Source organism: Lysinibacillus pakistanensis, assembly GCF_030123245.1.
GTDB lineage: Bacteria > Bacillota > Bacilli > Bacillales_A > Planococcaceae > Lysinibacillus > Lysinibacillus pakistanensis.
In genome coordinates this window covers 1,024,216-1,049,971 of sequence record NZ_CP126101.1, presented here as the reverse complement: position 1 = coordinate 1,049,971, position 25,756 = coordinate 1,024,216, and the positions used below count along the sequence as shown (strand labels likewise).

The following is a 25,756-nucleotide window of genomic DNA, read 5'->3' as shown; positions in this document are numbered from 1 at the left end:
ACTGCCCGTTTATGCGGGATAAAAACAGCCACTCATGCGATAATCGCATGAGTGGCTGTTTTGTTCATCATAAAATAATTATTGATCTTCTTTCACCACAAAAGCTTCTTTGCTTTCCACCCCTGTAGCAGATACAGCTGTAATGCCGTATGTGTAGCTACGCTTAGCTAGAGCTGTCTTGTCCACAAATTCAGTGATGCCATTCTTATTATAAATTACATCTACTATATTTTGAGGATCATTATAGGAACCTTCTCCATTCCCTGCAAAACGATAAATGACATACTTGCGTGGTTGCGTTTTATTTTCGTCAATTATTTTAATCTGGCGACCATCTGCTTCCTTTGTCACTTGTACAAAAGTCGGCTCATTTGGCACTGTATCATCAAGCCAAGGTGTATCTGGTGTCAGAGCTGTGTAATTATATAGTTGCTGATTTACAATCGTTGCATAGCCCAGTTTATTGTTTTGAATACTTCTTAAGGAGAAGTGCATTTGACCCTTGGCTGCTACCTGCTCCGAACGATTCGCCATAATTTGGTTAGGTAGCTCCATCTTATTTTTCCAAGCCCCATCACTGTCATTCCCTACTTTATAGTCAGCCAGACCAATATACAACTGAACAGGATGTGTCTGTGCATAGGTTTGTACTTCGTGGCTCCACCAATCCAGTAACGTACCATATTTGGCTACAGCTAATGTTCTTGACCAATAAATTTGTGGTGTAATGTAATCAATCGTGCCATTTTGAATCCATGTTCTGACATCTGCAAATAAATCATCATAATTATTGACACCAGCTCGTGTATCGCTTCCTGTTTTATCCAGAGATTTATTGCGCCATACACCAAATGGTGAAATACCATATTGAACATATGGCTTTGTGTCTTTAATGGCTGTGTAAATTTTTTCTACAAGCTGGTTGACATTGTCTCGTCGCCAATCTTCCACCTTTTTAAAGGAAGCACCATATTTTTTGTAAGCAGCTTGATCTGGAAAGGCTTCATTAGCAATTTTGTATGGATAAAAATAATCATCCATATGGATTGCATCAATATCATAATTAGCTACTAGCTCTTTTACGATATCAACTAAGTAGTTTTGTACTTCTGGTAAACCAGGATTTAAATAATACTGCTTGCCATATTTAACAACCCAGTTTGGATTTGTTCTTGCCACATTATCAGCAGCAAGGTCTGTAAGTTTTTGTCCTGGCATTGTTACACGATAGGGATTCATCCATGCATGTAGCTCCATACCTCGTTTATGTGCCTCCTCTACCATAATCGTAAGAGGATCGTAACCAGGATTAGTGCCTTGCTTTTTCCCTGTTATGTAGGACGACCATGGTGCTAGGTCAGACGCATACATTGCATCATTTGTTGGTCTTACTTGATAAATAACAGTATTCAATTTATTGGCTTTTAATTTGTCCAATGTTTGACGTGTCCAAACCGTGTATTGCTCCTTAGTCATGCCTGCTTTCATATCAATATTTTGAACCGTTGAAATCCAGACTGCCCGCATTTCCCTTTTTGGCTGTGTCGTACTAGCTAGCGCTGTATTTGCAGGGATTGTCGGTAGGCATAACATAAAAATCATCGCGACTAAAGTGATAAGTTTCCATTTACTATTTTTCTTGCTCATGTTTCCTCCATATGCTCTTTTTCTATTTTTGTATATGATAAGTGCTCGCTATATGTACCTCTACGAAGCTACTTCACCCAATGATTGAAATGCAGTATAAGTAATCTCTTTTTTATGAAAGCATCAAAAATTTTTTCTAAGAAAGTAGGATGATTACGGAGTCCCGCCTCTCGTTGACGTTCATTTGTTATTTTATCAAATGCTCTAGTTAATTCCAACCAAAATATGTATCTATTAAAATATGAAAAACTGCCCGAAAAAGCAGTAAATACTTACTTTCTCGGCAGCTTCCCATTTTTCCATCATTCCCAATGGCGGACGTGTGATAGATTCATCTGTACTTTATTGCATTGGAATATTCAGTTCAATATTTTTTCCAATAGGATTGAAGTAATAGTTTAAATATATTTTTGCTTTGCCATCATAATTTTCAAAGTTCTCTGTCGCATATAGGTACTGCTCATCATCCGAGAAAGAGCCACTTGTGTATTTTAACTTCGAGCCATCTGCTTTTACAGCATTATTTAGAAACGAATGTCGCGTCCTATCATCCCATTTCTTTGCAGCAACTGCTACACCTTGCTGCGTGACAGAAATATCCCAATCCAAATAATCAGGCTTCGTGAGTACTTCTTTTGTGCCAAAATCAACTTCGATAAAATCCTCGCCCTTTGGCACGGCATGAACAGCTCCAATTAATATTTTGAGTGAATCTGAATCATGGAAATAATTACTTTGTAACTTAAGCGTGAATTTGCCGTCGCGAATATCACCACCTAATGACAAGCCATATTTAATGCCTTCTCTTCGCTCCCCATTTTCCGTCTCGACCGCAATATCTTCAAGCTCTAAAATTTGCATCGTATTCGCTTTATCTAATTCAATATCGATTGCCGTTCTTAGTGGTGAACGGCGAATTTGTGTAATCGTAAATTTCTGACCATTGACATCTACAGTACGATTCGCAGTAATAATTTTTTCCTTTGCGATTTCGTTTTGTAGTGAAAACGGTATCATAATTTCAATGTTCCCCTTATCTTTTTCATAGAAATGAAAAACCACTTTAAAATTCTTTGAAGTATAAGCGAAAGGCTCTGAAAAACTATAATTTACTGAAGAAGAGAAGCGCGTTTGACTTGATTGTTTGTTTGTAAATGAACCCCCGCCTTTAATTTCTTCGTCTCCTTGGAACAATTGAACTTTCTCCAAGTGTAATTTCGACATATCAAATGTTGCATCGGCGTCATAGTAAAGTACTAATCCCGTATTATCTGCAATCACGCCTTGTAGTGTAAGTGATAGGCCATTTTTAGACTGCTTCACATTGATTTCTTCATAGTAGTCACTATCCACAATATCTTTTATCCCTTTATCTCTTCCAACCGCTAATACAAGTGCTTCAAAGCCCGGTATTTTTGCAATATGGCTAGCAATCGTAGGGGAAACACGAATTGAAAATAAAAGGCTTAGGCAAAACAAAGAGGCTATTGCAACCGAAACAATGCGCTTCTTTGCTCTTTTTTCTCGTTGAACTTTACGAAACATATCTATCCTTATTTGTTGAAGTTTCTCCTTTGGAACGTCAATCGGTAGTTTACTCATAGCCAGTCCTCCTTTTCTCCAGCGAAGTTTCTAAGCTTCTTTAATATGTGATGAAGCTTAGATTTTACAGTTCCTTCGGGAATTTGATTTAGCTCGGCAATTTCTTTGTTTTTTAGTTGCTGAAAATATTTCATATAGACAAGTTGCTGCTCCGACAAGGATAATTGCTCCAATAACCGCTCCATATCAGAGTAGATGACCCATTCAACTTGATGATGTTCCTTAATTGAAATGGTTGGTTGGCGTTTTCGTAAATGGTCTTTACAACAATTGATTAAGACGCGCACGAGCCATGTTCTGACATATTCGTGCTGTTTAACGGTATGCATTTTTTTTAGTGCCTTGTAAACCAGGTCCTGCATCACGTCTAGAGCGTCTTGTTCATTTTTTAGATATGTAAAAGCCATGCGAAATAAAATTTCTTCATCCATTTCAATAAGAGAAAGTATCGCTTGATGATCCCCACGAATAGCACGCTGCACGATTTCAAATTCCATCCTTTTCGCCTCCTTCCTCCATTAGACGGAGCGATGTTTCTTTTCGTTCAAAAATTTTAAAATTATTTTGCATCCAATTTTATGCTTTATTTAATTACATCCCGACAAAAAAATATAAGAACTTCTGGATACGCCCATAAGCTGTATCTTTGATTTTATTATCAGAAATACTGCGATTATTTTCACAGACCGATTGAATATATGTTGACTAGGGAACTAAGAGCAGAGATTTTCTATGTATTGATCTAACCCGTTCGCTTTTGCTGTTTCAACAAGAATTAAACAGGTAGTTGTCCTAAAATTATCTAGTAGCTTTTGGGGGAATTATAGGTGGTAGCTTGGGAGATTTTTTGGATTTGTCTTACTTTTTAGCCAAACCATTTCATTTTTTGGTTCATCGCTCGTACAATATGCTATTGCTTGGTATATTACATTAACAACACAATTAGGCATGGCATGATGACATTGGCTACTCTTTTGTTTGGAGGCTGTACGTTTGTCCACGGTATATAGCTATATTTAGTCTTTATGGGGTAACAGGCTTGGCAATGCCTATCTTTAATACGCCCGCTACTGTTTTACTTCAAGAAAAAGTTGAAGGAGACTTTTTGGGAGAGTTTTCGGTGTACTTGGAATAATTTCTACCTCTATGATGCCATTAGAAATGCTGATATTTTCGCAATTGAATGGTTATAAAAAAGCAGGTTTGTGCTACTTTTTTGATATTAAGAAAGCCTTGCTGTTATGCAGGGCTTTTTCGTCTATAACCATTGCTCGATACAATAAATTTTTTGTGCCTTAGCATCTAGCCTTACTTTTTTTCCAATGGCAATTGGATGTATTGGATGTGTATGACAAATATCAACTTCCGCTAAAATAGGAATGTTCATACCACCCAATTGCTCAAGCAATACCTCATATGGTTTGCGCGTACTCCCTAAATCATCATAACATTCATGCTTGCCTAAAATAATGCCACCTATTTTTTCAAATACTCCATGCAATTTTAGCATCGCAAAATTTTTCTCCACAATGGCTATATTTTTACTACTATCTTCAATTAATAAAATATCCCCATTATCAATTTTTGGGAAATAAGATGTCCCAATAAATCCATACATTGCATTTAAGTTACCACCTATTAATCCACCTTCCGCAACACCTTCTTGAACCGTCAGCCATTTATTTTGATACAGCTTTTTTTCCACAGTTTTTTCTAGCCAATTAATAGGTTCATCTGACCAATATGAAGGCATCATTATTTCATAAGGTAATACCTGGGGTTTAAGGAAATAATTTTCGAAAAACTGATATGTGTCATTGACTAATGGCTCAAACTCACCAAAAGAAGGAACTAGAGCTGGTCCATAATAGGTGGTAATTCCTGTTTTTGCGTACAGTGCTAGTAAAATAGCTGTTACATCAGAATAGCCAACAACGATTTTTGGATTGCTTTTAAATGCCTCATAGTCGATGTACGGCAGCATACTATTTGAATTTGTACCACCTATTGTTGACATGATGATATGAACATTGGGATTTCGTAGCAACTCATTAAATTCTGCAGCACGCTCTTTTGGGGTGCCCGAGCGATAAAAATCAGATTGGCTAGTCAGACTTCCATCAATTATGTTTATATTTCTTTGTTCAAGAAACGCTTTTGCTCGCTGAAAACGGGTAAATGCACTAACAGAAGCAGGTGATGAAGGTGAAAAGATACCGATGTTAATAGGACTGCTATTGTTTACTAAATTCATATAGTCTCTCCTTTCATTTTATTATAATTTTTCGTTGGACCTATTTTCTCTTATTACCAATTAACAAGGTGATTTGTGCCATGGTAAATGGTAATGATGATTTCTTCCGATACGCAACATATTTCGGTACCCAAAAATCGGCATATTTTAATTTAAAGTTTTTTAATCCTTTAAAATGATAGAAGTGCTGTCCATGTAAAAATATTTGTGCAGCTATTTTTTCACTTAAAAAGGAGTATCTAGACTGTCCGACATTTGATAAAGGCGACATCCCCATGTTAAAGACCCGATAACCTTCTGCTTTTGCCCATTCAAATAATGATAGGAAAATGAAATCCATTGTCCCAGATGGTGAACCTGGCTTAAAACGCATAAGATCTACTGAAACTCTTTCGCCATTATCGTACGTCGGCATGATACTAGCAAAGCCAAACGTTCCTTCTGCGCCACGTAAAACGGCAATGTTTGAGGTGCTTAAATAGTGTTCATCAAAAAAACCAAGTGAAAAACCCTTTTCTGCCCTCCCCTGCAACCATTTTGTTGACACCTCTTGCAGTTCTTTCATAACTTCCTGAGAATAAGGTGGGCTTAGTATTTCCACTTTATAATTTTCTCGTTCAAATTTATTTTTTATCGCTCGACTTCCCTTCATCTCTTTACCTGTAAATGTAAACTTCTCTAAATCTACAAAGGCTTCCTCGCCAAGCTTAAAAAAGCTATACCCATACTCGTGTAAAGCTGAAAATATTTTATTGTTAATTTCATAAAAGACTGGTGTATAACCGTGCTTATCCGCCAATTCCAAAAACTCTTGGATAGCGGGTAAAAAATCAGACTCATTTCCTACTGGGTCTCCAAGGACAATAATTTTATCCGCATATATTTGATAAGAGAATAAAACCGTACCTTTTTTATTCCAATGGACAAATTTATCATGTAAAAAAATTAAATGTGAATACTCGGTCCCTTTATAGGTCATCAAATGGTTTTTGATAGCCTCCTCCTGCTCACTAGACAATAGCTTTTTCATTTTCTTAGGTGCACGAATAAAATAACCTATATAAAAAATACCAATGGCGATAAAAATGCCGATTAAAGCACTATAAAAAAGGTCCTGATAATCAGTGATCATATAGTCCTGCAGAGCACTAGGAAAATGAATTTTGGCAGAGGGTAAATTTACATAACCAATCAGCACATACATGGCAGTAATGACCGTCACTATAGCAAGATCTAGTATGATGATTCCCCATGTCAACACATAGCTTTCCCGATAAAATTGCTTTTTGGACACCATTAATAACGCTGCGACAATCACTAAAAAAATTGCTTCCTCATAATCAAGGCCTTTAAAAATAGAAAACAGCGCTGAACTGCCTAGCACAACGATGGTAAGCTGATATGCCCTCTTTACTTTATATTTTATCCCCCTACATAAGCCTAAGAGAATAAAGCCTGCTGCCACCGTCATTTGATGAGAGACATTCATAATTGGTGAGGATAAAAATTCCTGAGCTATTTTTAGGCGACTTAAAACCCCTGGCAAGGCTGCAGATAGCAATAAAATAATGCCAGAGATAAACACCAATATTGTTAATAGCATATGGCTAATCTTCTGAAAAATTATATTGGGTAGGTTATCCCAAGATTGATTCCAGCGTATCCAATATTCTTTTATAAATAACAGAGAGGAAATCAAAAATGGTAGCACAAAGTAGCCAATACGGTACAAAATTAATAAAAACAACACTTTTTCATCAGCAATTCCAATGCTCTGTGTCCCCCATAAAAAAACGAGATCAAATGAGCCAACCCCACCAGGTATCATACTCACTATTCCTGCACTAGAAGCAATTAAAAATATGGGAATTAATGCAGATAATTCTATTGGGATCTTCAAAATAAACGTTAATATCCAGATCACTAAAAATACTGCAAGCCACTCAGCTACTGAAGTTACCATCAATTGAAGTGATATTTTTGGCTTTAGAGAACTTTCCTTTTTATAGCGAATAATATGTATAGCCAAAAAAACTGGTACATATAGGCTAACAAGAATAACTGCAATTGATAACCATCGTTCTTCTTTCAGCAAAGGAAAATCCCAAAAGAATATATACATAATCCACGTTAGTAGAGAAATCCCTGTTAAATAAAACAGTGTTACCGAGGCAATATTTTTTAGCAAGCCCTCCTTATCCGCTTTATATTTGGAGTAGAAGTAATTACGCAAAAATATACCGACTAGACCACCAAAGCCAATAAGATTTGAAAAAGTATTGACGATAAACGAATGATTAAGCAATTTATATTTATTGATGTTAATTCCTAATATTTTCGCTAAAATAACATCATAAAAAATCATTGGTGTAATCGCAAAAAAGGTGATGAGAAAAATTAATAAAAGCTCCCATAGCTGTAGCTCATTCACTTCTTTTCGTAGTAAATGAACATCGACGCCACTCACTGATTGTTGAATTTCATAAATAGCTATCGCCAAAAGTACTATTGGAAATAGAATCTTCAAAAATTTCAATAGTGACTCTTTTCGAACGTTAAACATATGCCAAACCTACTCCCCATAAGCTTTCTTAAATTTTTAAATTACCGACACTAGAAACCAGTTCTATTTTTGCAGGTAAATGACTATTTCCCTATTGTAACGTATTCTTTGCTATATGTATCGTCAAAGCAAGGGACTACTATTCACACGAAGCTTCTCAGCCAAAAGAAAAGGTCATTTTCACTCCTCTATATTATAGAGAAGTAAAAATGACCCTATTTAAAATTTTCATACATTTTTTCTTAATTCATAAACAGCTTGTTCATGTCCAAATCTCTCCAATACCTGAACCTTGTGCATTCCTACTTTTTCAAGTAAGCGACAGGACGCGATGTTTGCTGTTTGTGTTTCTGCTACTAGGTACGGCAAATTTAAAACATTCAATCCATAATCTATAACATTTGTTAGTACCTCATATGCATACCCTTGCCCCCAATACTGCGGTAAAAATTGATATGAAAGCTCGTATGTCTCTTTATCATGATATTCATCTATTGAGACAAGTCCTATAAATTCATCCGTTGCCTTTAACGAGATATAAAGATATGTATTGGGAAATGGGGCTTCTAGCATTCCTCTAAATGAAGCTTCGATATAGCTTTCTTTTGGGACGCCTCCCAGATAGGCTCTGACATTTACGTTTGAGTAGAGTGCATTTATAGCATAATAGTGTTCCAGCTTTAAAAGCTCAATTGTACAGTTTTTTGTCAACCTTTTCATTTCATAATCTCCTTGTTTTTATCAAAGTTTAATACAACTATTAAAGGGAAATCAATCAATATTTAACGAAATTAGGGAATAAGCATTAAATATAATAACGATGAATAGGACGTCCTACGCTTCCATATTGGATATCTACTTTCAATAGATTTTGCTTTTCCAAAAAGTCTAGATAGCGTCGAGCTGTAACTCGTGCTGTACCTATATAAGTTGATACCTCCTCCGCAGATACTGCTCCACCACTTTCTTGAATATATGCAAGCACCTTATCTAACGTAGCTCGATTAAACCCTTTTGGTAGCTCTTCTATAAGAATAGCACCCTTCCCTGTTGAAACTGCCACTTGCACTGGAAGACGTTGCTGCATTAAATGATCGACATCATGTTGGGTTAAATCCTGCATATCGCTTATTTTCTTTCTGTAGTTTTGATAATTTTTCAAAGTCTGCTCAATTCTCTCAAACGTAAATGGCTTCATAATATAATCATAGACACCCAGGTGTAAAATACGCTGCACAGTGGGCATATCATTTGCAGCAGTTACAGCGATTACATCAACAGGAAGATGCTCCTCTCGGATTTTCCCTAACGTAATAATGCCATCTTGCTCTGGCATAAAAATATCCATAAAGACAAGCTGCGGGGTTAATTGCCTAATCTTTTGAATTCCCTCAATACCATTGCAAGCATAGCCGATTAATGAAAAGCCCTTGATTTGCTCAATAAATTGTCTGTTCACTTCTCGTACCATTGGATCATCTTCAATTAGTAAGACATTTATTACATCCATCTATTCTTCTCCTAACTCAAATAAGATTAAGAAACTTGTTCCTTCCATAAATTCACTCACTACTTCAATATCTCCATTGCCTTTTCTTACAATTTCAAAGATTAAATGCAAGCCAATGCCCCGATTCTCACTAGCCTTTGTCGAAAATCCATTTTCAAACATACGAGCCTGCACCTCTTTGGACATTCCGATCCCATTATCAGAAACGCCTATTGCTAATACACCATCATGCTCATCTACAGAGATAGCTACATATTTATCATCCTTTGAAAGGACATTTAAAGCCTCAAAGGCATTTTCGATTAAATTTCCGAGTAAAACAACAAAATCATGATGATCTAAAAGAGGCGGAAAGCGTTTAAAATGACTTTTTCGGTCAATTTCAACCTCAATCCCTAGTTCTTTGCCATAGCTTACCTTACTTAATAATAAACCTGAAATATTTTCATTATGAAAACGTTCATTCAAAAACTTCGTTAAAGATGCTTCATTTTCGGTAGTGGCTGTTACATATTCAAGAGCTTGCTTTGTATGTCCCAATTGCAGAAGTCCTGCAATCGTATGAAGCTTATTTTTATGCTCATGGGTTTGTACACGTAATGCTTGAACAAAGGCTTTTACACCTGTTACCTCCTCCGCAAGCTTTTTCACTGCTGTTAAATCCTTAAACATGGCAACTGCACCGACTAGCTCATTATTCACAATAATTGGTACCCGATTACTTAAAATACTATGATGATTAATGTAAAGCTCCTGATCATAAACAGGTGTTGCCGTTTCAACAATTTCAGGCAGACGAGTATCAGGCAAAACATTATAAATCTTTTGACCAATACATTCCTCTATATTCCTAGTGACGCCTAATATGTCAGCCGCTTTTTCATTAAAAATGGTGATATTCATTTCCTTATCAACGGCTATTATTCCCTCATGCATCGCATTAAAGGTTTCTGTTCTTTCCACATACATCTTTGCAATTTCATGAGGTTCAAGCCCAAACATTTGTTTTTTTATATGTCGTCCAAGTGTATATGCGCCTAAAATACTGAAAATCAACGAAATAACAATCGTAATAAAAATTTCTCGCTCATAACTTTGCAGCATTTCTAGCAGCGTTGGTAATGAATAGCCAACTACTACAATGCCCACTTGTTCTTTTTTGTCATTGATAATCGGAACAAATGCCCGTATCATGACACCCGATTCTCCACGTGCCTTCGATACATAATAATGCTCACTAAATGCTGCATTCAAATCCTGCGACTCACTTCGCCGCCCTAATTCTTTACTTACTGGATGGGATAGTTTAATGCGCTCCATATTCATCACAACAATATACTCTGCCTTATTAATGACCCTAATACCATCTACAATTTTATTAATATTTTTGGCAGCTTCTTTCATATTGTCATTTTTCAAATGTACACTTAGCTCTGGTACATTTGATACAGTTCGTGCAACAAGCATAGCACGCTGACCAAAATCTTTTTCTTGCTCAGATAATAAGTTACCGAGTACAAAAATACCACCTAGTAAAAAGGAGAGTGCAATGATTAAAAATGTCACTAACAATATCTTGCCGTTTACAGGCATTTTCATCATTTAAAAATTCCTTCCTTTCCAATCTGCATTCTCATAATCAGTAGCACACCATATTCATGATATGTTTTTAAGATTATCTGCAATAAATTCTTTTGACAACACCTTTAGTCGACATAAGTAGGAGAAAATATTGAACTTAATGAACAATATTACAAAAAAATGATACAAAACATGTTTTTTTATCACTTTTTACTTTTGTATTATAACAATAATTAATTAACACTAGCGTACCATAACAGTGAAAGATATTGAAAATACTACATTTACATGTGAATGCAAGCAAATGTACTTAATGAACGATATGTTTCTTATTTTCTAAATCTCTTTTTTTTAAAAGTATTCGCTATGATATCTCTAGTGAAAACGATATCAAAAAGAAAATTTAGAAAAGAGGTAGCGTAAAATGAAATTACTGAAAAATTTGACTGTTCAGGTTATAGCGGCTATCATCCTTGGAATTATTGTAGGGGCAATGTTCCCTGAGTTTGGTGCCAGCTTAAAAATCCTAGCAGATCTATTCATTAAATTGATTAAAATGTTAATCGCTCCAATTATCTTCTTAACAGTAGTTATTGGAATCGGCAGTATGGGAGATATGAAAAAGGTAGGGAAAATTGGAGGGAAGGCATTACTTTACTTCGAAATAGTATCAACAATTGCCCTAGCAATCGGAATTGCTGTTGCTTTAATTGTAAGTCCTGGTACAGGTTTAGATACATCAGGTGCATCTGAAGCTGATATTTCCAAATATACAACAGCTGCGGCTGAAACTGAGCAAGGCTTAGGTGCATTCATTTCAAGTATTATTCCAGAAAATGTAGTAGGTGCACTGGCAACTGGTCAACTATTACCTGTTTTATTCTCTGCTATTTTATTTGGTTTAGCTGCTGCCTCAATTGGTGCACCCGCAAAACCAGTAATCTCATTCTTTGAGCAAGTGGCAGAGATTTTCTTCAAAATTGTAAGTATGGTCATGAAAATATCACCAATCGGAGCTTTTGGTGCAATGGCCTATACGATTGGAAATTTTGGTTTAAAATCACTAGGTAACCTAGGTCTATTAATGGCTGCTGTGTATATTACAATGTTTATATTTGTTGTCTTTATTTTAGGAGCCATTGCAAAATTCTTTGGGTTTAATATCTTTAAATTTATCGCATACATCAAAGATGAGATTTTCTTAGTTATCGGTACATCCTCCTCTGAATCAGCTTTACCATCTATGATGCGAAAGCTTGAAAATTTCGGTTGCTCGAAGCAGGTTGTAGGTTTAGTTGTTCCTACTGGGTATTCCTTCAATCTTGACGGAACTTCCATCTACCTATCAATGGCTGCATTGTTTATTGCACAAGCATATGGAATGGAGCTCACTTGGATACAAATCATTACACTACTTGGAATTTTAATGATTACTTCTAAGGGTGCAGCTGGTGTAACAGGATCAGGATTTATCACATTAGCAGCAACTTTAGCTGCGTTCCCAATGATTCCTGTGGAAGGAATAGCACTTTTAATCGGTGTTGATCGTTTTATGTCTGAGGCTCGTGCTGTAACAAATTTAATTGGGAATGGTGTAGCTTGTGTTGTAGTGTCAAAATCTGAAAAAGAGTTTGATGTAACTATGCAAGAACGTGCACTTCAAGGAAAAGCCACTATTGTATCCTAAGAAAAAAAGGGTAGTGATGACAGCCATAGCTGTGTCACTATCCTCTTTATTTTCCATATTGTTCGAGTAAAAGCTGCGTGCTTGTAGATTGTTCAAGTGCTTTCTTCTCTTTTGCCCAGTATATTAAATATTGCTGATCCTCCACACGAAAAACCATTTGCTGGAGTTCTTCATTTAGCTCAGAGCTAATTGCTACCTTTAAAATGTCTACCTCATATAGCGGTTTATCTTTTATGTTGTAAACAATCCGATAGGCTGGTTTCTCTTCAAAGATAGCTCTTTCTTTTTTGCTCAAATTCCTAACATGACTTAGCGGATATTTTTCGTGATAGGTAGCTGCATCCTCACCTGTTAAGCGAATGATAGATTGCTCTCCTTTAAAAAGCTCGATGCTATCTATTTGTGCTGCCTGATCCAAAATGGCTGAAATGGCTGCTTCCTTATTTTTTTCTTGAAACTGCATGGTAAACGCAATAATCAGTATAATTGCTGCGAAAATGACTAATCTCCATCTACGTTTGTTCATTGGACACTACCCATTTAATGCCTTTTTCACAAAGCGGTTAATATCTACATCAGCCCCAATAACAAGCATAATATCCCCTAGTAAAATTTTGTCACTAGCCTGTGGTGAGACAATTATATCTGGGCCACGCTTGATGCCAACAATGTTAATACCGTATTTTGCACGAATATCTAAATCCATAATGGAGTAGCCTGCAATTGCATCATTTGCCTTTAACTCCATAATCGAGTGTTCATCCGAAAGCTCTAAATAATCAAGAACTGTATTAGATAGCATATTATTGGCAATCCGTATCCCCATATCACGCTCAGGGTGAACAACAAAATCAGCACCAATTTTGCGTAGCACCTTTTCATGATAATCATTTTGGGCCTTGACTGTAATTTGCTGTACACCAATTTCCTTTAAAATAATAGTTGTTAAAATACTGGCCTGAATATCTTCACCAATTGCAACAATTACATGCTCAAAATTTCGAATACCTAATGAATTTAGGACCGATTCATCGGTCGAATCCGCGATAACAGCCTGAGTGGCGATGGAAGCAAACTCATCCACACGCTCCGAGGAATGATCAATCGCCATAACCTGTGCACCCTGACTCATTAACTCGCGAACAATACTCCCTCCAAAACGCCCAAGTCCAATGACAGCAAACTCTTTTTTCATCATAAAAATCCCTCCGAAAACTACTATAACATTATTGTAACGTATTCTTGATTATATGTATCGTCAAAGAAGGTTTCAATTCGGCAACATTGGAGATGTTTGGTTGAAAATGCGAAAGATCGTTTTAATTGATTTTTGCTCAGGGAACTGCACGCTTTGATCAGGTTGGTGCTCTTTTTGATCAGTTCCAGCTCTTTTTCGCTCAGGTCTTCCCGCCTTTTGATCAGCTCTAGCCTTTTTCTGCTCCGGTCTACACTCTTTCTGATCAGCTCCACCCTTTTTTCGCTCTGGTCTACCCACCTTTTGATCAGCCTTAGCCCTTTTCCGCTCCGGTCTACACTCTTTCTAATCAGCTCCAACTCTTTTCCGCTCTGGTTTACCCACTATTTGATCAGGTTGGTGCTCTTTTTGATCAGTTTCAGCTCTTTTTCGCTCAGGTCTGCCCACCTTTTGATCAGCTTCACCCCTTTTCCGCTCTGGTCTGGTCTTCTGTCAAGAAAGTGGACATAAAAAAGTGAGAGCTTCAAAGCTACCGCACTGCGTTTGGTGGGCAATGGAAGTCAATTGTTCAAAGAGCTTGAACAATTGATTTCCATCGCTTGAAACGGTTTTGAGATTAACTTGCGTGTTTCTGAAACGTCAAGCGTTCAAATTGGTTCGGTGAACGATAGCCAAGGGTCGAATGTCTTCTATGTTCATTATAAAAATTTGAAATATAACCATTTATCGCTTTGAAGGCTGCTTTCTTTGTTTGGAATTTTTGGCGATAAATCATTTCTTTTTTTATGGTCGCATGAAACGATTCAATGCAGGCATTGTCATACGGATCACCTTTTTTACTCATACTAATTTGGCAACCATGCTTTTTTAAAAGTTCGATATATTCCGTTGAACAGTATTGCGCCCCACGGTCTGAATGATGAATGAGTCCTTTTTTTGGTCGGCGTATGAAGAACGCTTTTTTCAAAGCTATTAACACTAAATCTACTTTCATATGATCGGCCATTTCCCACGCTACAATTTTACGAGAATACAAATCCATAATACTCGCTAAATACACCCATCCCTCCAGCGTTCGGATATAGGTAATATCAGCGACCCATACTTGATCTGGTTCTTCCACATAAAACATGCGTTTCAGTATATTAGGATACACCAGTGCATCATGATTTGAATCTGTTGTCGTCACATAGCTTCTCGGCTGTGTTGCGCACAGTTCCAGTCCTCGCATGATGTTTGCCACTGTTTTTTGTGAAAGAGGATAACCCCATTCCAACAGATCTTTATGTACTCGCGGGCTGCCATACGTACCATAGCTTTCATGAAACGATTGTTTAATTTTTTGTGTGACTTTCATTTTATATTCTTCTTTTTCTGTTATCGGTGCTGCCTGTTTTGCCAACCATTTATAATAGCCACTCGTCGATACTTTTAGAACACGGCACATCTTTACAATCGAAAACTCCTGTTTATGCGCTTCAATAAATTCAAACACTACTGCGGGTTTTTGGCAAAGATGTGCATCGCCTTTTTTAGAATTGCATTCTCCTCTTCTAAGTCACGAAGTTGCTTTTCATAAGTTGCTTCTAGCTTCTTTAGCTCCGAAGGGGTTATATATCTCACGTCGCCATTTTCTTGCTTTTTTCCATCACGATACTTTTTTACCCAGCGGTGAATAGAAGATTCCCCAAGCCCTAATTCATACGATAATTCTGTTACTTTTCGATTTTCTTCTACTACTAATTTCACAACATAATCACGATATTCTTGGGTTATTTTTTTAGTCATTCGGTACACGTCCTTTAAAATAGTTATTTCTATCATAGCTACTCTCAGTTTTCCGTGTCCACTTTTTATACTAACCTCAGGTCTACCCACTTATTGATCCGCTCCAGCCACTTCTCGCTCAGCTCCTAGCTCTTTTCAAATCCAAACACATTTCAATTAACCCTGAGCCACTTTAAAAAACAAAAAAGACGAGAATGTGTATTTATTCTCGTCCCATCATAATCTTATTCAGCATTGCGCATTTCATCTAATACACGGTTTACACGTTTTTCTAGCATTTTCATACCGCTACCACCAGCTTGCATATGACGAAGCTGACCATCTTTATCAAACACAAAATATGCTGGCACATATTGGTTTTCAAAAGCATCTGTTAGCTTCATTTCACTATCTACAAAGATTGGTTGTACAATATCATGCTCTGCGGCTACTGCTTTAATTGTGTCTAAATCAGTATCTGCCTCTGAGCGCGGCATATGTACTGCTACAACATTTAGCTCATTCTTGAATTGGTCGCGGAAATTATTTACATCTGGCATTGCTTCCTTACATAGATGGCAGCTAACTGACCAAAAATGAATTAATGTTGGCTTTTCACCTACTAAATCTGCTTTAGTTACTTCACCATTTAACCAAGTTGTTGCGCCTGCTAATTCTGGCATTTGTTCACGAAGTTTCATGTCTATATCCTCCTTTACCCTCTTCTAAGTTTAAAAATCCCCACAAACGTGTCGTGGGGAATTCAAAGTTGATAATTGACTCTATTTGAATTATAGAGTTGCTTGACCTGGACGCCAGTTTGCTGGGCAAAGACCACCAGTTTGTAAAGCTTGAAGTACACGTAAAGTCTCATCAACATCACGACCGATGTTGTTATCGAAAACTGTTTGGTATTTTAATTCGCCTTCTGGGTTGATGATGAATAAACCACGTAGTGCGATACCTTCTTCTTCAATTAAGACACCATACTCTTTTGAGATTTGGTGGTTTGTATCAGCAGCTAATGGATACTTTAATTCACCAAGACCATTTTGAGTGCGGTCTGTGTTAATCCATGCTAAGTGTGTGTGGATTGTATCCGTAGACACACCAATTACTTCTGCATCTAAGTCTTCGAACTCGTCGTAACGATCGCTCATCGCAGTGATTTCAGTTGGACATACAAATGTGAAGTCCATTGGATAGAAGAAAAGAACAGTCCATTTGTCTTGTGCTTTAATGTCTTCTAATGATACTTTGCCAAAAGATTTGTCTGAAAGTACAGCTTCCATTGTAAAGTCAGGTGCTTGTTTACCTACCATGCGTTCTGCCATAATAAATCCCTCCGATTAAATATGTAGTGTATATATTCCATTCGCACTAGCGAACTCGTCTTCTACGATAGCAGAGTAATCGTAGTTTTTCAAACAAGTAAACTTCGTTAAAGGACATGTTTCAAATTATCTGACAAATTTTTGTCAAATCCCAAAATGGAATAGCAGCTACAGCCTATTTATTAACTATTTTTAACATTTTTATTCTAAAATAAACAAACTTTTTCTACCTGTGATTTATGTTAAATTTCTAAAAATTTTTTCTTCTTTTTTTTCAATAAAAACGATTGCATATCTTAAATTATTATGTATAATTGTAATGATTTTAGTAAACTAAAAGTTTCGTTAAAGTAAACTTCATATTTCTAAAGTTTATGATTGCTAAACTTCTTCTAGGAGGGAAAAGATGCAAATAGGAGCAAAAATTAAAGCGCTTCGTTTAAAAAAAGGTCTTACCCAAGAGGAACTTGGAGAACGTACAGATTTAAGTAAAGGTTATATATCCCAATTAGAACGTGATTTGAATTCACCTTCCATTGAGACACTCTTTTCAATATTAGAAGTGTTAGGTTCAACACCTAAGGAATTTTTTGATGATGAATCACCTGAACAAAAGGTTGTTTATACAGAGGAAGATCAATCCACCTATACGGATGAAGAAAGAAAATATGAAATTCAATGGCTTATTCCAACATCAAATGAAAAAGAAATGGAGCCTATTTTCCTAACGCTTGCTGCTGAAGGTGAATTTAAGCAATTTGAACCCTCACTCTCCGAAACCTTTATATATGTAGTAAAAGGGCGTATCCGTCTTGTTTTGGGGAATGAACAGTATATCGCTAGTGAAGGCAATGCTCTCTATTTTGATGCGACAGATCATCATCAAATTTTTAATGCACATGCTGCTGAAACAAAGATTTTGCTTGTCGCAACGGATTCATACTTATAGCTAAGGAGGCGCATCTATGACAACGAATTCAATTATCCGCTTTGAAAATGTTTCAAAGTCTTATAATGACGGCACAATCGTCCTAAAAAATATTAATCTAGAGCTAGAAAAAGGGAAATTTTACACATTATTAGGTCCTTCCGGTTGTGGTAAAACAACCATTTTACGAATTATCGCAGGCTTCACTGAACCGTCTACAGGAGATGTTTATTTCCACGATAAAAAAATCAACTCAGTGCCAGCAAATGAACGTCAAGTAAATACAGTCTTTCAGGATTATGCACTATTTCCTCATTTGAATGTCTTTGAAAATGTCGCATTTGGACTACGTATTAAAAAGCTGTCTGAAAACGAAATTAAGGAACGAGTGGCTGAAGCATTAAAATTTGTTAACCTTGCTGGATACGGAAATCGTGAAATTTCTGAAATGTCAGGTGGTCAACGTCAACGTGTAGCAATTGCTCGTGCGATTGTGAATGACCCAGAAGTAATTTTATTAGATGAGCCTCTTTCAGCTTTAGATTTAAAGCTACGTACTGAGATGCAATATGAGCTTCGAGAATTACAGCAACGTCTTGGCAAAACTTTTGTCTTCGTAACACACGATCAAGAAGAGGCACTCGCTATGAGCGATGAAATATTTGTACTAAGTGAAGGACAAATTCAACAATCAGGTACACCTGTTGATATTTATGATGAACCCATTAATCGCTTCGTAGCTGATTTTATAGGAGAATCAAATATTGTCCCTGGTGTAATGATTGAAGATTTCAAGGTAGAATTTGCCAGCAAAATGTTCGAATGTGTTGACCAAGGGATGAAGCCAAATGAAAAAGTCGATATTGTTATTCGTCCTGAGGATTTAGAAATGACAACTATTGATAAAGGTAAACTTATTGTAAAAGTGGATACGCAATTATTCCGTGGCGTGCATTATGAATTATCCACATATGATAAGGATGGTAATGAGTGGCTTGTCCATTCTTTAAAAAAAGCTGAGGTAGGGACAGAAATTGGCTTAGATTTTGATCCAGAGGCGATTCATGTTATGCGCTTAAATGAAACCGAAGAAGAGTTTGACAAACGTTTAGAAGCATATGGAGATGAAGACGATGCAAGCTAAAACATCGAAATCAGCCTTATTTCCATACGTTTTATGGATCGCATTTTTCGTTATCGCACCAATTGCACTGGTTGTATACTATTCCCTACTAGATATACATGGCAATTTTACGTTTGATAACTATAAAGCTTTCTTTACTTCCGTTTATTTAAAAATGACATTAAGCTCTTTCTGGTATGCGTTTTTAATTACCTTCTTTACATTATTAGTTTCGTATCCTACAGCCTATTTTTTAACAAAAACTAAGTATAAGCAGCTTTGGCTCCTGCTAATCATTATTCCTTCTTGGATTAATCTTTTGTTAAAAACATACGCTTTTATCGGAATTTTTGGCTTGTACGGTCCGTTAAACGCATTTATTGAGGTATTTGGCTTTGATCCAAAGCAAATGTTATTTACAGATATTAGCTTTGTATTCGTATCAGTGTATATTTTTATACCTTTTATGATCTTACCTATCTTTAATTCTTTAGATCGTTTAAACCCTACTCTTATTTATGCAGCACGTGATTTGGGTGCATCTGCCTTTACGACATTCCGTCGCGTTGTACTGCCTCTAACTATGGATGGTGTTAAATCGGGCATACAGGTTGTATTTATTCCTGCACTATCCTTGTTCATGATTACACGCTTAATTGCTGGAAACCGCGTAATTACTCTTGGTACAGCTATTGAACAACAGTTCTTAGTGACTCAAAACTGGGGAATGGGCTCAACTATTGCTGTATTCTTAATTTTGTTCATGGTAATTATTATGCTTATTACAGGACAAAAGGATAAAGGAGGTCGCGTACGATGAATAAATTATCAGCTTCCGCAAAAGTGTATTTAGCGATTGTTTTTATCGTCCTGTATGCACCTATCTTTTACTTAATTTTTTATTCTTTTAACAGTGGTGGCTCCATGAATAATTTTGAATCCTTTACGCTTGAACATTATAAGGCTGTATTTGAGGATTCCCGCCTATTAGTTATTTTAATTAATACAGTCATCGTAGCTCTACTTTCTGCTTTAATTTCAACAATTATCGGTACATTAGGTGCAATTGGCATTGTAACGGTGAAAGATGCAAAAATGCGTAATACATTACTTTCCTTAAACAATGTATTAATTGTAAGTCCTGATGTTATTATTGGTGCGAGCTTTTTAATTTTGTTCACAATGGTTGGTATTAAATTAGGCTTTGCTTCTGTATTATTAGCACACGTAGCTTTTAGTGTACCGATTGTTGTACTGATGGTTTTACCAAAGCTGCTAGAAATGAATACATCATTAATTGATGCTGCATTAGATTTAGGTGCAACAAAAAAAGATGTGATGATGCGTGTTATTTTACCGTATATTCAGCCTGGTATCTTTGCAGGGTTCTTTCTTGCTCTTACGTATTCTTTAGATGACTTTGCAGTGACGTTTTTCGTAACCGGCAATGGCTTTAGTACATTATCTGTGGAAATTTACTCTATGGCACGTGCTGGTATTTCCTTAACGGTAAATGCTATTTCTGGCTTAGTATTCTTCGTTACGGTGATTGTCGTAGTTGGCTATTATTTCATCACAAGTCGTGCTAGTAAAAGAACGGAGGGACAACAATGAAGCAATTAATTCAAGCTACGATTGCGATACTTGTCGTGTCCGCCCTATTATTCTATGCTGCTGATGCCTTAAGCGCCGGTGGTGGAAAAAGTGGAAAAAACACGTTAACGATCTTTAACTGGGGAGAATATATAGATCCTGATTTGCTAAAGCAATTTGAAAAAGAAACAGGTATTCATGTAATTTATGAGACGTTTGATTCCAATGAAGCCATGATGACAAAAATTCAACAGGGCGGAACAGCTTATGATATTGCTGTCCCTTCAGAATATATGATTGAAAAAATGAAGGAAGAAAATTTGTTGATTCCTTTAGATAAATCGAAAATTCCTAATTTAAAAAACATCGACCCTTACTTCTTGGATCTACCATTCGATGATGACAATAAATATTCCGTACCTTATTTTTGGGGAACAGTAGGTATTGTCTATAATCCAAACCTTGTTGGTGATTTAGATTTCTCTTCATGGGATGATTTGTGGGACCCTTCATTAAAACGAAAAGTCTTTTTAGTAGATGGTGCTCGTGAGGTAATCGGGATGGGCTTAAATAGCCTAGGATATTCGCTAAATTCATTGGATAATCATGAATTACGGAAAGCTACAGACAAATTAATTACACTTGCCCCAAATGTTAAGGCCATTATTGGTGATGAAATTACCCCTTTAATGATCAATAATGAGGCTACTGTAGCCCTCACTTGGTCTGGGCAGGCAGCAGACATGATGTCAGAAAATGAAGAGCTAGATTTTGCAGTTCCAGAGGAAGGCTCAAACTTGTGGTTTGATAATATGGTCATCCCGAAAACATCTAAAAATATAGAGGGTGCTCATAAATTCATTAATTTTATGCTAAAAGCTGAATCTGGTGCCCAAAACGCTGACTATGTTGGCTACTCTACCCCTAACATTGCAGCAATGAAATTAATGGATAAGGAAGTTGTATCTGATGAACGCTATTATCCTTCTGAAGAGCAACGAGAAACATTAGAAGTATATAAAAACTTAGGTCCTGATTACTTAGGTAAATACAATGAATTATTTTTAGAATTTAAAATGAGTATTCGATAGATTTAAAAAAGTGATGAAAAACAAAATGTTTTTCATCACTTTTTTTGTTGAAGAATGCGATGTCTAAAGAAAGAAACATTTTTATCGTGGTAGCCATGTTGATGATTTTTGCATAACATCTGCTTTATTAGTTTTGTAATACCTTTTGGATAATATTTAGCTTAGAAATTGAAAGATAATCAGCTAGCTTTAATTATTATAAATTAATGAATGAATCTTATCTATCATCATAGTATTCCCTTTCTTTCAATTTGTTTACAATTTATAATAACATTAAAGAGGTAATTATAAACTTTTTCCTAGAAAGGGTTAAACTATGAGTAATAAAAGAAAAATACTATTTTTGCAATTACTATTTCTAATAGCCCACTTCTTTTTAATATTCGTTATGTCAACCCCCTATATCGGTATAGATGTGCAGTATAATAAAAATGGTAAAATTATTATTTCCAATATTTATGAAAATGATGGCTGGGCACGCTATACCAATCTCGCTATCGGTGATGCCATTTTAGAAATAGATGATATTGATGTGACGATGTTCAATAAGCATTTCAAACACAATAATTGCTTTGTTCATGGTTCTAAAATAAAAATTATAAGAAACCAAGAAATACATTACATACAAGCTCCACCTGATTCTCTGAAAGACACTTTTCAGGAAATCATAATTCCAAGTTTATTTTCTCTAACTGTTTTTATTCTGACTCTCTTTATTTACCAACAAAATAATAAAGTTGCATTTTATTTAACAGGATTCCTATTGTCGATGTCTCTTAGTTTTTTTGCTTCGACTGAATCTGGAAGAGGAGATATTGTATCAAGTTTCCTAATTGGAATATTTTTCCCATTATGCTCTCTTTTTTTAATACAGTTCTTTCATATACTGTTATTCGAAAAAGGAATTATCAAAAACAAATGGTTAACCTTCTTTAAAATAAATAGATTCCTTTATTTTATAATTATTATTTTAAAATTATCGACACTTTTCTCAGATTATAATTTTAGTGCTATCAACACCATACTAATTTTAAGTTACTTTTGCCTCAATATTTGTTTTTCTATTTTGCTACTGATTTATTTTTACTTGACTACTAAAAGTACATATCATGAAGTTTTTTTAAAATGGTTAATATTAATTCATGTTTGTGCATTTATACCTTTTATTTTTTTTCACGCTGTTCCATTTATCTTTAGACTACCTTATATACAAGATGATTTGGCAACTTTCACCTTATTTATTATCCCTATTGGGTATACTTATATTGTGTTGACTAATCGCTTAATAGATATTAATTTTATTTTAAAACAAATTCCATATTATACATTTTTAACATTTATTCCCACAGTGATTTTGATGATTTTCGTTATTAGTGAAAGATTCTACATAGATAATATCGTTTTGTATTCTTTCATTTTATTTTTCGTCATTCTTACTATCAATATTGTGACACTATTTTTAAAAGAAAAACTAGATTTTCTTTTAAAAGATAGTTTTCTTTATCAACAGTCCTTTTTTTCTAATAATTTAAATGAGTTTTCACAAGAACTAGCTTCTGTTATGAAAGAAGATGATTTAGAAGACTTATTACTTCATCAAATCAAAGAAACCTTAGATCCTAAAGTTTTACTCTTGATACGCATAAATTATCAAACCAATGAGTACCAATGTTTTGATTTCATGCAAAATAATGAAGAAAGTATACTAGCAGATTCTATTAAACTTAAGCTGAGGAATAATCATTCAGATATATTAATTGATCATCCGAATTATCTTGGCATTCAGCTTTATGAACATCATCATATAGGCACGTATATTTGGATTAGCAAAAAAAGAAATAATACGACGTTTAATTTACATGAAAAAATGTGGTTAATAAATATTGTTAAATACGTAAGATTAGTCTATGAAAATTTAAATATCGTAAAAAATATAATTGCAACCATCGAAAATAGAGACACAACTAATCATCAATCATCCAACACTCTTACTCGATTTTTATTGCAATTGAGTGAACAAGAACGTAAACGATTAGCGTCAGATTTACATGATTCTGCTTTACAAGATCAAACAATTTGGTATCAGAAATTAGATCAACTTATACAAAATTCAAATACTTTACAGAAGGGAGACTTAGAGACATTAAATAAAATCAAGAACGGCTTATTGGATGTTATTAAGCAAATTAGAGACACCTGTAGTGAGTTACGTCCCAACTTTTTATTAAATACTAATTTTACTGCATCTTTAGAGGATCTTTGTAAAAAGAAACAGGCGAAAGCTAGTTTTAGCCTTCGATATGAATTTCAACTTTCTAATTACGCAAACAATCATAATTTAACAGTCTCTATCTACCGTGTGCTCCAAGAACTGCTTACCAATGCTGAAAAGCACTCTAATGCCACATTAGTGTCCATAGAAATGTGGGAGGATAATCATTTTATTTTTTTAGATTATAAAGACAACGGTGTAGGGATGGACAAAATTAGTGAGCAGTATAATGAAGATCATATTGGATTAATCGGTATAAAAGAACGTATTCATATTTTAGATGGAGAGATTGAATTTATTACGGAACTTACTCAAGGATTACAAATTTTAATAACAATTCCGAGGTGAGAACATTGATTCAGCTATTAATTGTAGACGACCATCCAATGGTTGGTCTCGGTACTAAGAATATACTGGAGGAAGTAACAGACTATAATATTACTTATTTATCAAATTGGCAGCAGGTCATACAAGACATTAAGAAAAAAACATTTGATCTTTATTTATTGGATATTAATATGCCTAACTGCTCTGGCATCGAATTATCGAAAAAAATCTTACTTACCCATTCGGATGCTAAAATCATACTCTATACGGGATTTGATTATTCCTGTGAGTTGAACACTCTAATAGAATTGGGAATTTGCGGCATTATAAGCAAATCTGCATCCTATCAGGAATTGGTGATAAATATTCAAGCTGTACTAAATGGTTATGTAATGATTCCAAGGGAAATGTTAATTCGTTCGCTACCGTCTAACATATCTCAAGGATTATTAGTCGCTGAACATCAACAACAATTTTCACAAAAGGAGATGGATATTTTAGAGAGTTTAGCCAAGGGCGCCAGCAATAAAGAAATTGCAGATGAACTTTTTATGAGCATTCGTGCTGTTGAATATAATCTAACTAAAATATATAAAAAGTTATGTGTGAATTCTCGTTCTGAGGCAGTTGCAAAAATTTTAAGTAACAGTCGGGCTCAATTTTAATATTACAGGACGGGGATGTATTGATCTATCCTTGATCAAACGTTAATTTAGGGAAAAATTTTATTATTGTGTTTTTCATAAAGTGACTCTATTAAATGGCAGCGTGGAAGCTAGAAACTTTATCAGTCAGCAAATTCAATTATTATTGATCCAATCAATCAATGGACAACAAAAAGATATGTATAACCGTATTTCTAATGAATCCGAATATTTAGAAATGGTTAGCTAAAATCTGGCTCTCTTATAAAGCTGGCTTGTATTTTAGGTGCCGTAGATATTCCACAAAAAACCTTGGAAACGATTAAAACATATGCAAATTACTTAGGTGTCGTAGCCCAAATTCGTAACGATGTACATGATCTGTTAGCAGACCATACTATCAATGATTTACATATTAAAAAGGTTAATTTGCCAATTCTCTACTATCTGTGCATAGAGGATAATAATTTTCAACCGATTAAAAATTACTATCATAGTAAAACCCAATATCTGCATTTAACAGCATATGAAAAAGCAAATTTAATGGATATTGTACGTAATGGTGGAGCTATCCCCTATTGTCATGCTCCAGAAAAATTATTCTACTATAAATTCCAAGTCAGTATTAATGATTAGAC

At 35.4% G+C, this 25,756-nt stretch carries 23 protein-coding genes and 2 pseudogenes; 10 read left to right on the top strand and 15 right to left on the bottom strand.

The genetic code is table 11. From position 1 onward, the window contains the following. Positions 1-78 precede the first annotated feature (78 nt). From QNH24_RS04895 to QNH24_RS04885, 3 genes are all read right to left on the bottom strand, one after another. The gene (locus QNH24_RS04895; protein ID WP_283871000.1) at positions 79-1,647 is read right to left on the bottom strand and encodes a glycoside hydrolase family 10-like protein; all 1,569 of its coding nucleotides are present in this window, start codon (positions 1,645-1,647) and stop codon (positions 79-81) included. A 342-nt stretch (positions 1,648-1,989) separates the two neighbouring features. Further along, positions 1,990-3,249, bottom strand: a complete 1,260-nt coding sequence (locus QNH24_RS04890; RefSeq protein WP_283870999.1) for a DUF4179 domain-containing protein — start codon at positions 3,247-3,249, stop codon at positions 1,990-1,992. Further along, entirely contained in the window at positions 3,246-3,746 is a 501-nt protein-coding gene (locus QNH24_RS04885) for a sigma-70 family RNA polymerase sigma factor (RefSeq protein WP_054770785.1), read from the bottom strand. The genes QNH24_RS04890 and QNH24_RS04885 overlap by 4 nt, the downstream gene beginning before the upstream one ends. Positions 3,747-4,205: 459 nt before the next feature. Here QNH24_RS04885 and QNH24_RS26240 point away from each other — a divergent pair. Beyond that, positions 4,206-4,548, top strand: a pseudogene (locus QNH24_RS26240) (hypothetical protein); the annotation flags it as partial. Here the strand turns inward: QNH24_RS26240 and QNH24_RS04875 are convergent. From QNH24_RS04875 to QNH24_RS04855, 5 genes are all read right to left on the bottom strand, one after another. Next, positions 4,508-5,503: a S66 family peptidase gene (locus tag QNH24_RS04875; protein WP_283870998.1), complete on the bottom strand. Its 996-nt coding sequence runs from the start codon at positions 5,501-5,503 to the stop codon at positions 4,508-4,510. The pseudogene QNH24_RS26240 and the gene QNH24_RS04875 overlap by 41 nt on opposite strands. A 40-nt stretch (positions 5,504-5,543) precedes the next feature. Then, entirely contained in the window at positions 5,544-8,066 is a 2,523-nt protein-coding gene (gene mprF, locus QNH24_RS04870; RefSeq protein ID WP_283870997.1) for a bifunctional lysylphosphatidylglycerol flippase/synthetase MprF, read from the bottom strand. Between the two features lie 228 nt (positions 8,067-8,294). Beyond that, the gene (locus QNH24_RS04865; RefSeq protein WP_283870996.1) at positions 8,295-8,786 is read right to left on the bottom strand and encodes a GNAT family N-acetyltransferase; all 492 of its coding nucleotides are present in this window, start codon (positions 8,784-8,786) and stop codon (positions 8,295-8,297) included. An 85-nt stretch (positions 8,787-8,871) separates the two neighbouring features. Continuing rightward, positions 8,872-9,576, bottom strand: coding sequence for a response regulator (locus tag QNH24_RS04860; protein ID WP_283870995.1), 705 nt, complete (start codon positions 9,574-9,576; stop codon positions 8,872-8,874). Further along, positions 9,577-11,178, bottom strand: coding sequence for an ATP-binding protein (locus tag QNH24_RS04855; RefSeq protein ID WP_283870994.1), 1,602 nt, complete (start codon positions 11,176-11,178; stop codon positions 9,577-9,579). 403 nt (positions 11,179-11,581) lie between these two features. Here QNH24_RS04855 and QNH24_RS04850 point away from each other — a divergent pair, with 403 nt between their 5' ends. After that, positions 11,582-12,844: a dicarboxylate/amino acid:cation symporter gene (locus QNH24_RS04850; RefSeq protein ID WP_283870993.1), complete on the top strand. Its 1,263-nt coding sequence runs from the start codon at positions 11,582-11,584 to the stop codon at positions 12,842-12,844. A 46-nt stretch (positions 12,845-12,890) separates the two neighbouring features. Here the strand turns inward: QNH24_RS04850 and QNH24_RS04845 are convergent, their stop codons facing one another. The 7 genes from QNH24_RS04845 to QNH24_RS04815 all read right to left on the bottom strand — a co-directional run bounded on the left by QNH24_RS04845 (position 12,891) and on the right by QNH24_RS04815 (position 17,140). Next, positions 12,891-13,370: a hypothetical protein gene (locus QNH24_RS04845; RefSeq protein WP_283870992.1), complete on the bottom strand. Its 480-nt coding sequence runs from the start codon at positions 13,368-13,370 to the stop codon at positions 12,891-12,893. Between the two features lie 6 nt (positions 13,371-13,376). Further along, positions 13,377-14,039 carry a potassium channel family protein gene (locus QNH24_RS04840; RefSeq protein ID WP_054770830.1) on the bottom strand — a complete coding sequence of 221 codons (663 nt, stop codon included), beginning with the start codon at positions 14,037-14,039 and terminating at the stop codon, positions 13,377-13,379. Positions 14,040-14,114: 75 nt separating this feature from the next. Beyond that, complete coding sequence (locus QNH24_RS04835; RefSeq protein ID WP_283870991.1) at positions 14,115-14,339, bottom strand: hypothetical protein; 225 nt, start codon at positions 14,337-14,339, stop codon at positions 14,115-14,117. A 316-nt stretch (positions 14,340-14,655) separates the two neighbouring features. Continuing rightward, positions 14,656-15,534 carry an IS3 family transposase gene (locus QNH24_RS04830; protein WP_283868389.1) on the bottom strand — a complete coding sequence of 293 codons (879 nt, stop codon included), beginning with the start codon at positions 15,532-15,534 and terminating at the stop codon, positions 14,656-14,658. Further along, the gene (locus QNH24_RS04825) at positions 15,534-15,827 is read right to left on the bottom strand and encodes a transposase (RefSeq protein WP_283868388.1); all 294 of its coding nucleotides are present in this window, start codon (positions 15,825-15,827) and stop codon (positions 15,534-15,536) included. Before QNH24_RS04825 ends, QNH24_RS04830 begins: the two co-directional genes overlap by 1 nt. A 224-nt stretch (positions 15,828-16,051) precedes the next feature. Beyond that, positions 16,052-16,507 (bottom strand): TlpA family protein disulfide reductase, encoded by a 456-nt coding sequence (locus tag QNH24_RS04820; RefSeq protein WP_054770780.1) that lies wholly within the window; start codon positions 16,505-16,507, stop codon positions 16,052-16,054. Between the two features lie 90 nt (positions 16,508-16,597). Beyond that, positions 16,598-17,140: a peroxiredoxin gene (locus QNH24_RS04815; protein WP_283870990.1), complete on the bottom strand. Its 543-nt coding sequence runs from the start codon at positions 17,138-17,140 to the stop codon at positions 16,598-16,600. A gap of 406 nt (positions 17,141-17,546) precedes the next feature. Between QNH24_RS04815 and QNH24_RS04810 the strand changes: the two genes are divergently transcribed. From QNH24_RS04810 to QNH24_RS26235, 8 genes and pseudogenes are all read left to right on the top strand, one after another. After that, positions 17,547-18,089, top strand: a complete 543-nt coding sequence (locus QNH24_RS04810) for a helix-turn-helix domain-containing protein (RefSeq protein WP_283870989.1) — start codon at positions 17,547-17,549, stop codon at positions 18,087-18,089. Positions 18,090-18,105: 16 nt separating this feature from the next. Further along, a complete protein-coding gene (locus tag QNH24_RS04805; RefSeq protein ID WP_283870988.1) occupies positions 18,106-19,212 on the top strand; it encodes an ABC transporter ATP-binding protein in 1,107 nt (368 codons plus the stop codon). Next, on the top strand, positions 19,202-20,011 hold the full coding sequence (locus tag QNH24_RS04800; protein ID WP_283870987.1) for an ABC transporter permease: 810 nt from the start codon (positions 19,202-19,204) through the stop codon (positions 20,009-20,011). Before QNH24_RS04805 ends, QNH24_RS04800 begins: the two co-directional genes overlap by 11 nt. Then, entirely contained in the window at positions 20,008-20,805 is a 798-nt protein-coding gene (locus QNH24_RS04795; protein WP_283870986.1) for an ABC transporter permease, read from the top strand. The genes QNH24_RS04800 and QNH24_RS04795 overlap by 4 nt, the downstream gene beginning before the upstream one ends. Continuing rightward, the gene (locus QNH24_RS04790) at positions 20,802-21,875 is read left to right on the top strand and encodes an ABC transporter substrate-binding protein (RefSeq protein ID WP_283870985.1); all 1,074 of its coding nucleotides are present in this window, start codon (positions 20,802-20,804) and stop codon (positions 21,873-21,875) included. The genes QNH24_RS04795 and QNH24_RS04790 overlap by 4 nt, the downstream gene beginning before the upstream one ends. A gap of 316 nt (positions 21,876-22,191) precedes the next feature. Beyond that, positions 22,192-24,495, top strand: coding sequence for a sensor histidine kinase (locus QNH24_RS04785; protein WP_283870984.1), 2,304 nt, complete (start codon positions 22,192-22,194; stop codon positions 24,493-24,495). Between the two features lie 5 nt (positions 24,496-24,500). Next, entirely contained in the window at positions 24,501-25,139 is a 639-nt protein-coding gene (locus QNH24_RS04780; RefSeq protein WP_283870983.1) for a response regulator transcription factor, read from the top strand. Between the two features lie 240 nt (positions 25,140-25,379). Continuing rightward, positions 25,380-25,754 (top strand): annotated as a pseudogene (locus tag QNH24_RS26235) (polyprenyl synthetase family protein); the annotation flags it as partial. Between the last annotated feature and the right edge of the window lie 2 nt (positions 25,755-25,756).

Excerpts from the sequence above, each read along its gene's own strand:
- QNH24_RS04840 (WP_054770830.1), bottom strand. The coding sequence starts at position 14,039 with ATGAAAAAAGAGTTTGCTGTCATTGGACTTGGGCGTTTTGGAGGGAGT.
- QNH24_RS04820 (WP_054770780.1), bottom strand. The coding sequence starts at position 16,507 with ATGAAACTTCGTGAACAAATGCCAGAATTAGCAGGCGCAACAACTTGG.
- QNH24_RS04875 (WP_283870998.1), bottom strand. The coding sequence starts at position 5,503 with ATGAATTTAGTAAACAATAGCAGTCCTATTAACATCGGTATCTTTTCA.
- QNH24_RS04860 (WP_283870995.1), bottom strand. The coding sequence starts at position 9,576 with ATGGATGTAATAAATGTCTTACTAATTGAAGATGATCCAATGGTACGA.
- QNH24_RS04885 (WP_054770785.1), bottom strand. The coding sequence starts at position 3,746 with ATGGAATTTGAAATCGTGCAGCGTGCTATTCGTGGGGATCATCAAGCG.
- QNH24_RS04845 (WP_283870992.1), bottom strand. The coding sequence starts at position 13,370 with ATGAACAAACGTAGATGGAGATTAGTCATTTTCGCAGCAATTATACTG.
- QNH24_RS04795 (WP_283870986.1), top strand. The coding sequence starts at position 20,008 with ATGAATAAATTATCAGCTTCCGCAAAAGTGTATTTAGCGATTGTTTTT.
- QNH24_RS04810 (WP_283870989.1), top strand. The coding sequence starts at position 17,547 with ATGCAAATAGGAGCAAAAATTAAAGCGCTTCGTTTAAAAAAAGGTCTT.
- QNH24_RS04855 (WP_283870994.1), bottom strand. The coding sequence starts at position 11,178 with ATGATGAAAATGCCTGTAAACGGCAAGATATTGTTAGTGACATTTTTA.
- QNH24_RS04825 (WP_283868388.1), bottom strand. The coding sequence starts at position 15,827 with ATGACTAAAAAAATAACCCAAGAATATCGTGATTATGTTGTGAAATTA.
- QNH24_RS04865 (WP_283870996.1), bottom strand. The coding sequence starts at position 8,786 with ATGAAAAGGTTGACAAAAAACTGTACAATTGAGCTTTTAAAGCTGGAA.
- QNH24_RS04815 (WP_283870990.1), bottom strand. The coding sequence starts at position 17,140 with ATGGCAGAACGCATGGTAGGTAAACAAGCACCTGACTTTACAATGGAA.
- mprF (WP_283870997.1), bottom strand. The coding sequence starts at position 8,066 with ATGTTTAACGTTCGAAAAGAGTCACTATTGAAATTTTTGAAGATTCTA.
- QNH24_RS04890 (WP_283870999.1), bottom strand. The coding sequence starts at position 3,249 with ATGAGTAAACTACCGATTGACGTTCCAAAGGAGAAACTTCAACAAATA.
- QNH24_RS04800 (WP_283870987.1), top strand. The coding sequence starts at position 19,202 with ATGCAAGCTAAAACATCGAAATCAGCCTTATTTCCATACGTTTTATGG.
- QNH24_RS04790 (WP_283870985.1), top strand. The coding sequence starts at position 20,802 with ATGAAGCAATTAATTCAAGCTACGATTGCGATACTTGTCGTGTCCGCC.
- QNH24_RS04895 (WP_283871000.1), bottom strand. The coding sequence starts at position 1,647 with ATGAGCAAGAAAAATAGTAAATGGAAACTTATCACTTTAGTCGCGATG.
- QNH24_RS04805 (WP_283870988.1), top strand. The coding sequence starts at position 18,106 with ATGACAACGAATTCAATTATCCGCTTTGAAAATGTTTCAAAGTCTTAT.
- QNH24_RS04785 (WP_283870984.1), top strand. The coding sequence starts at position 22,192 with ATGAGTAATAAAAGAAAAATACTATTTTTGCAATTACTATTTCTAATA.
- QNH24_RS04850 (WP_283870993.1), top strand. The coding sequence starts at position 11,582 with ATGAAATTACTGAAAAATTTGACTGTTCAGGTTATAGCGGCTATCATC.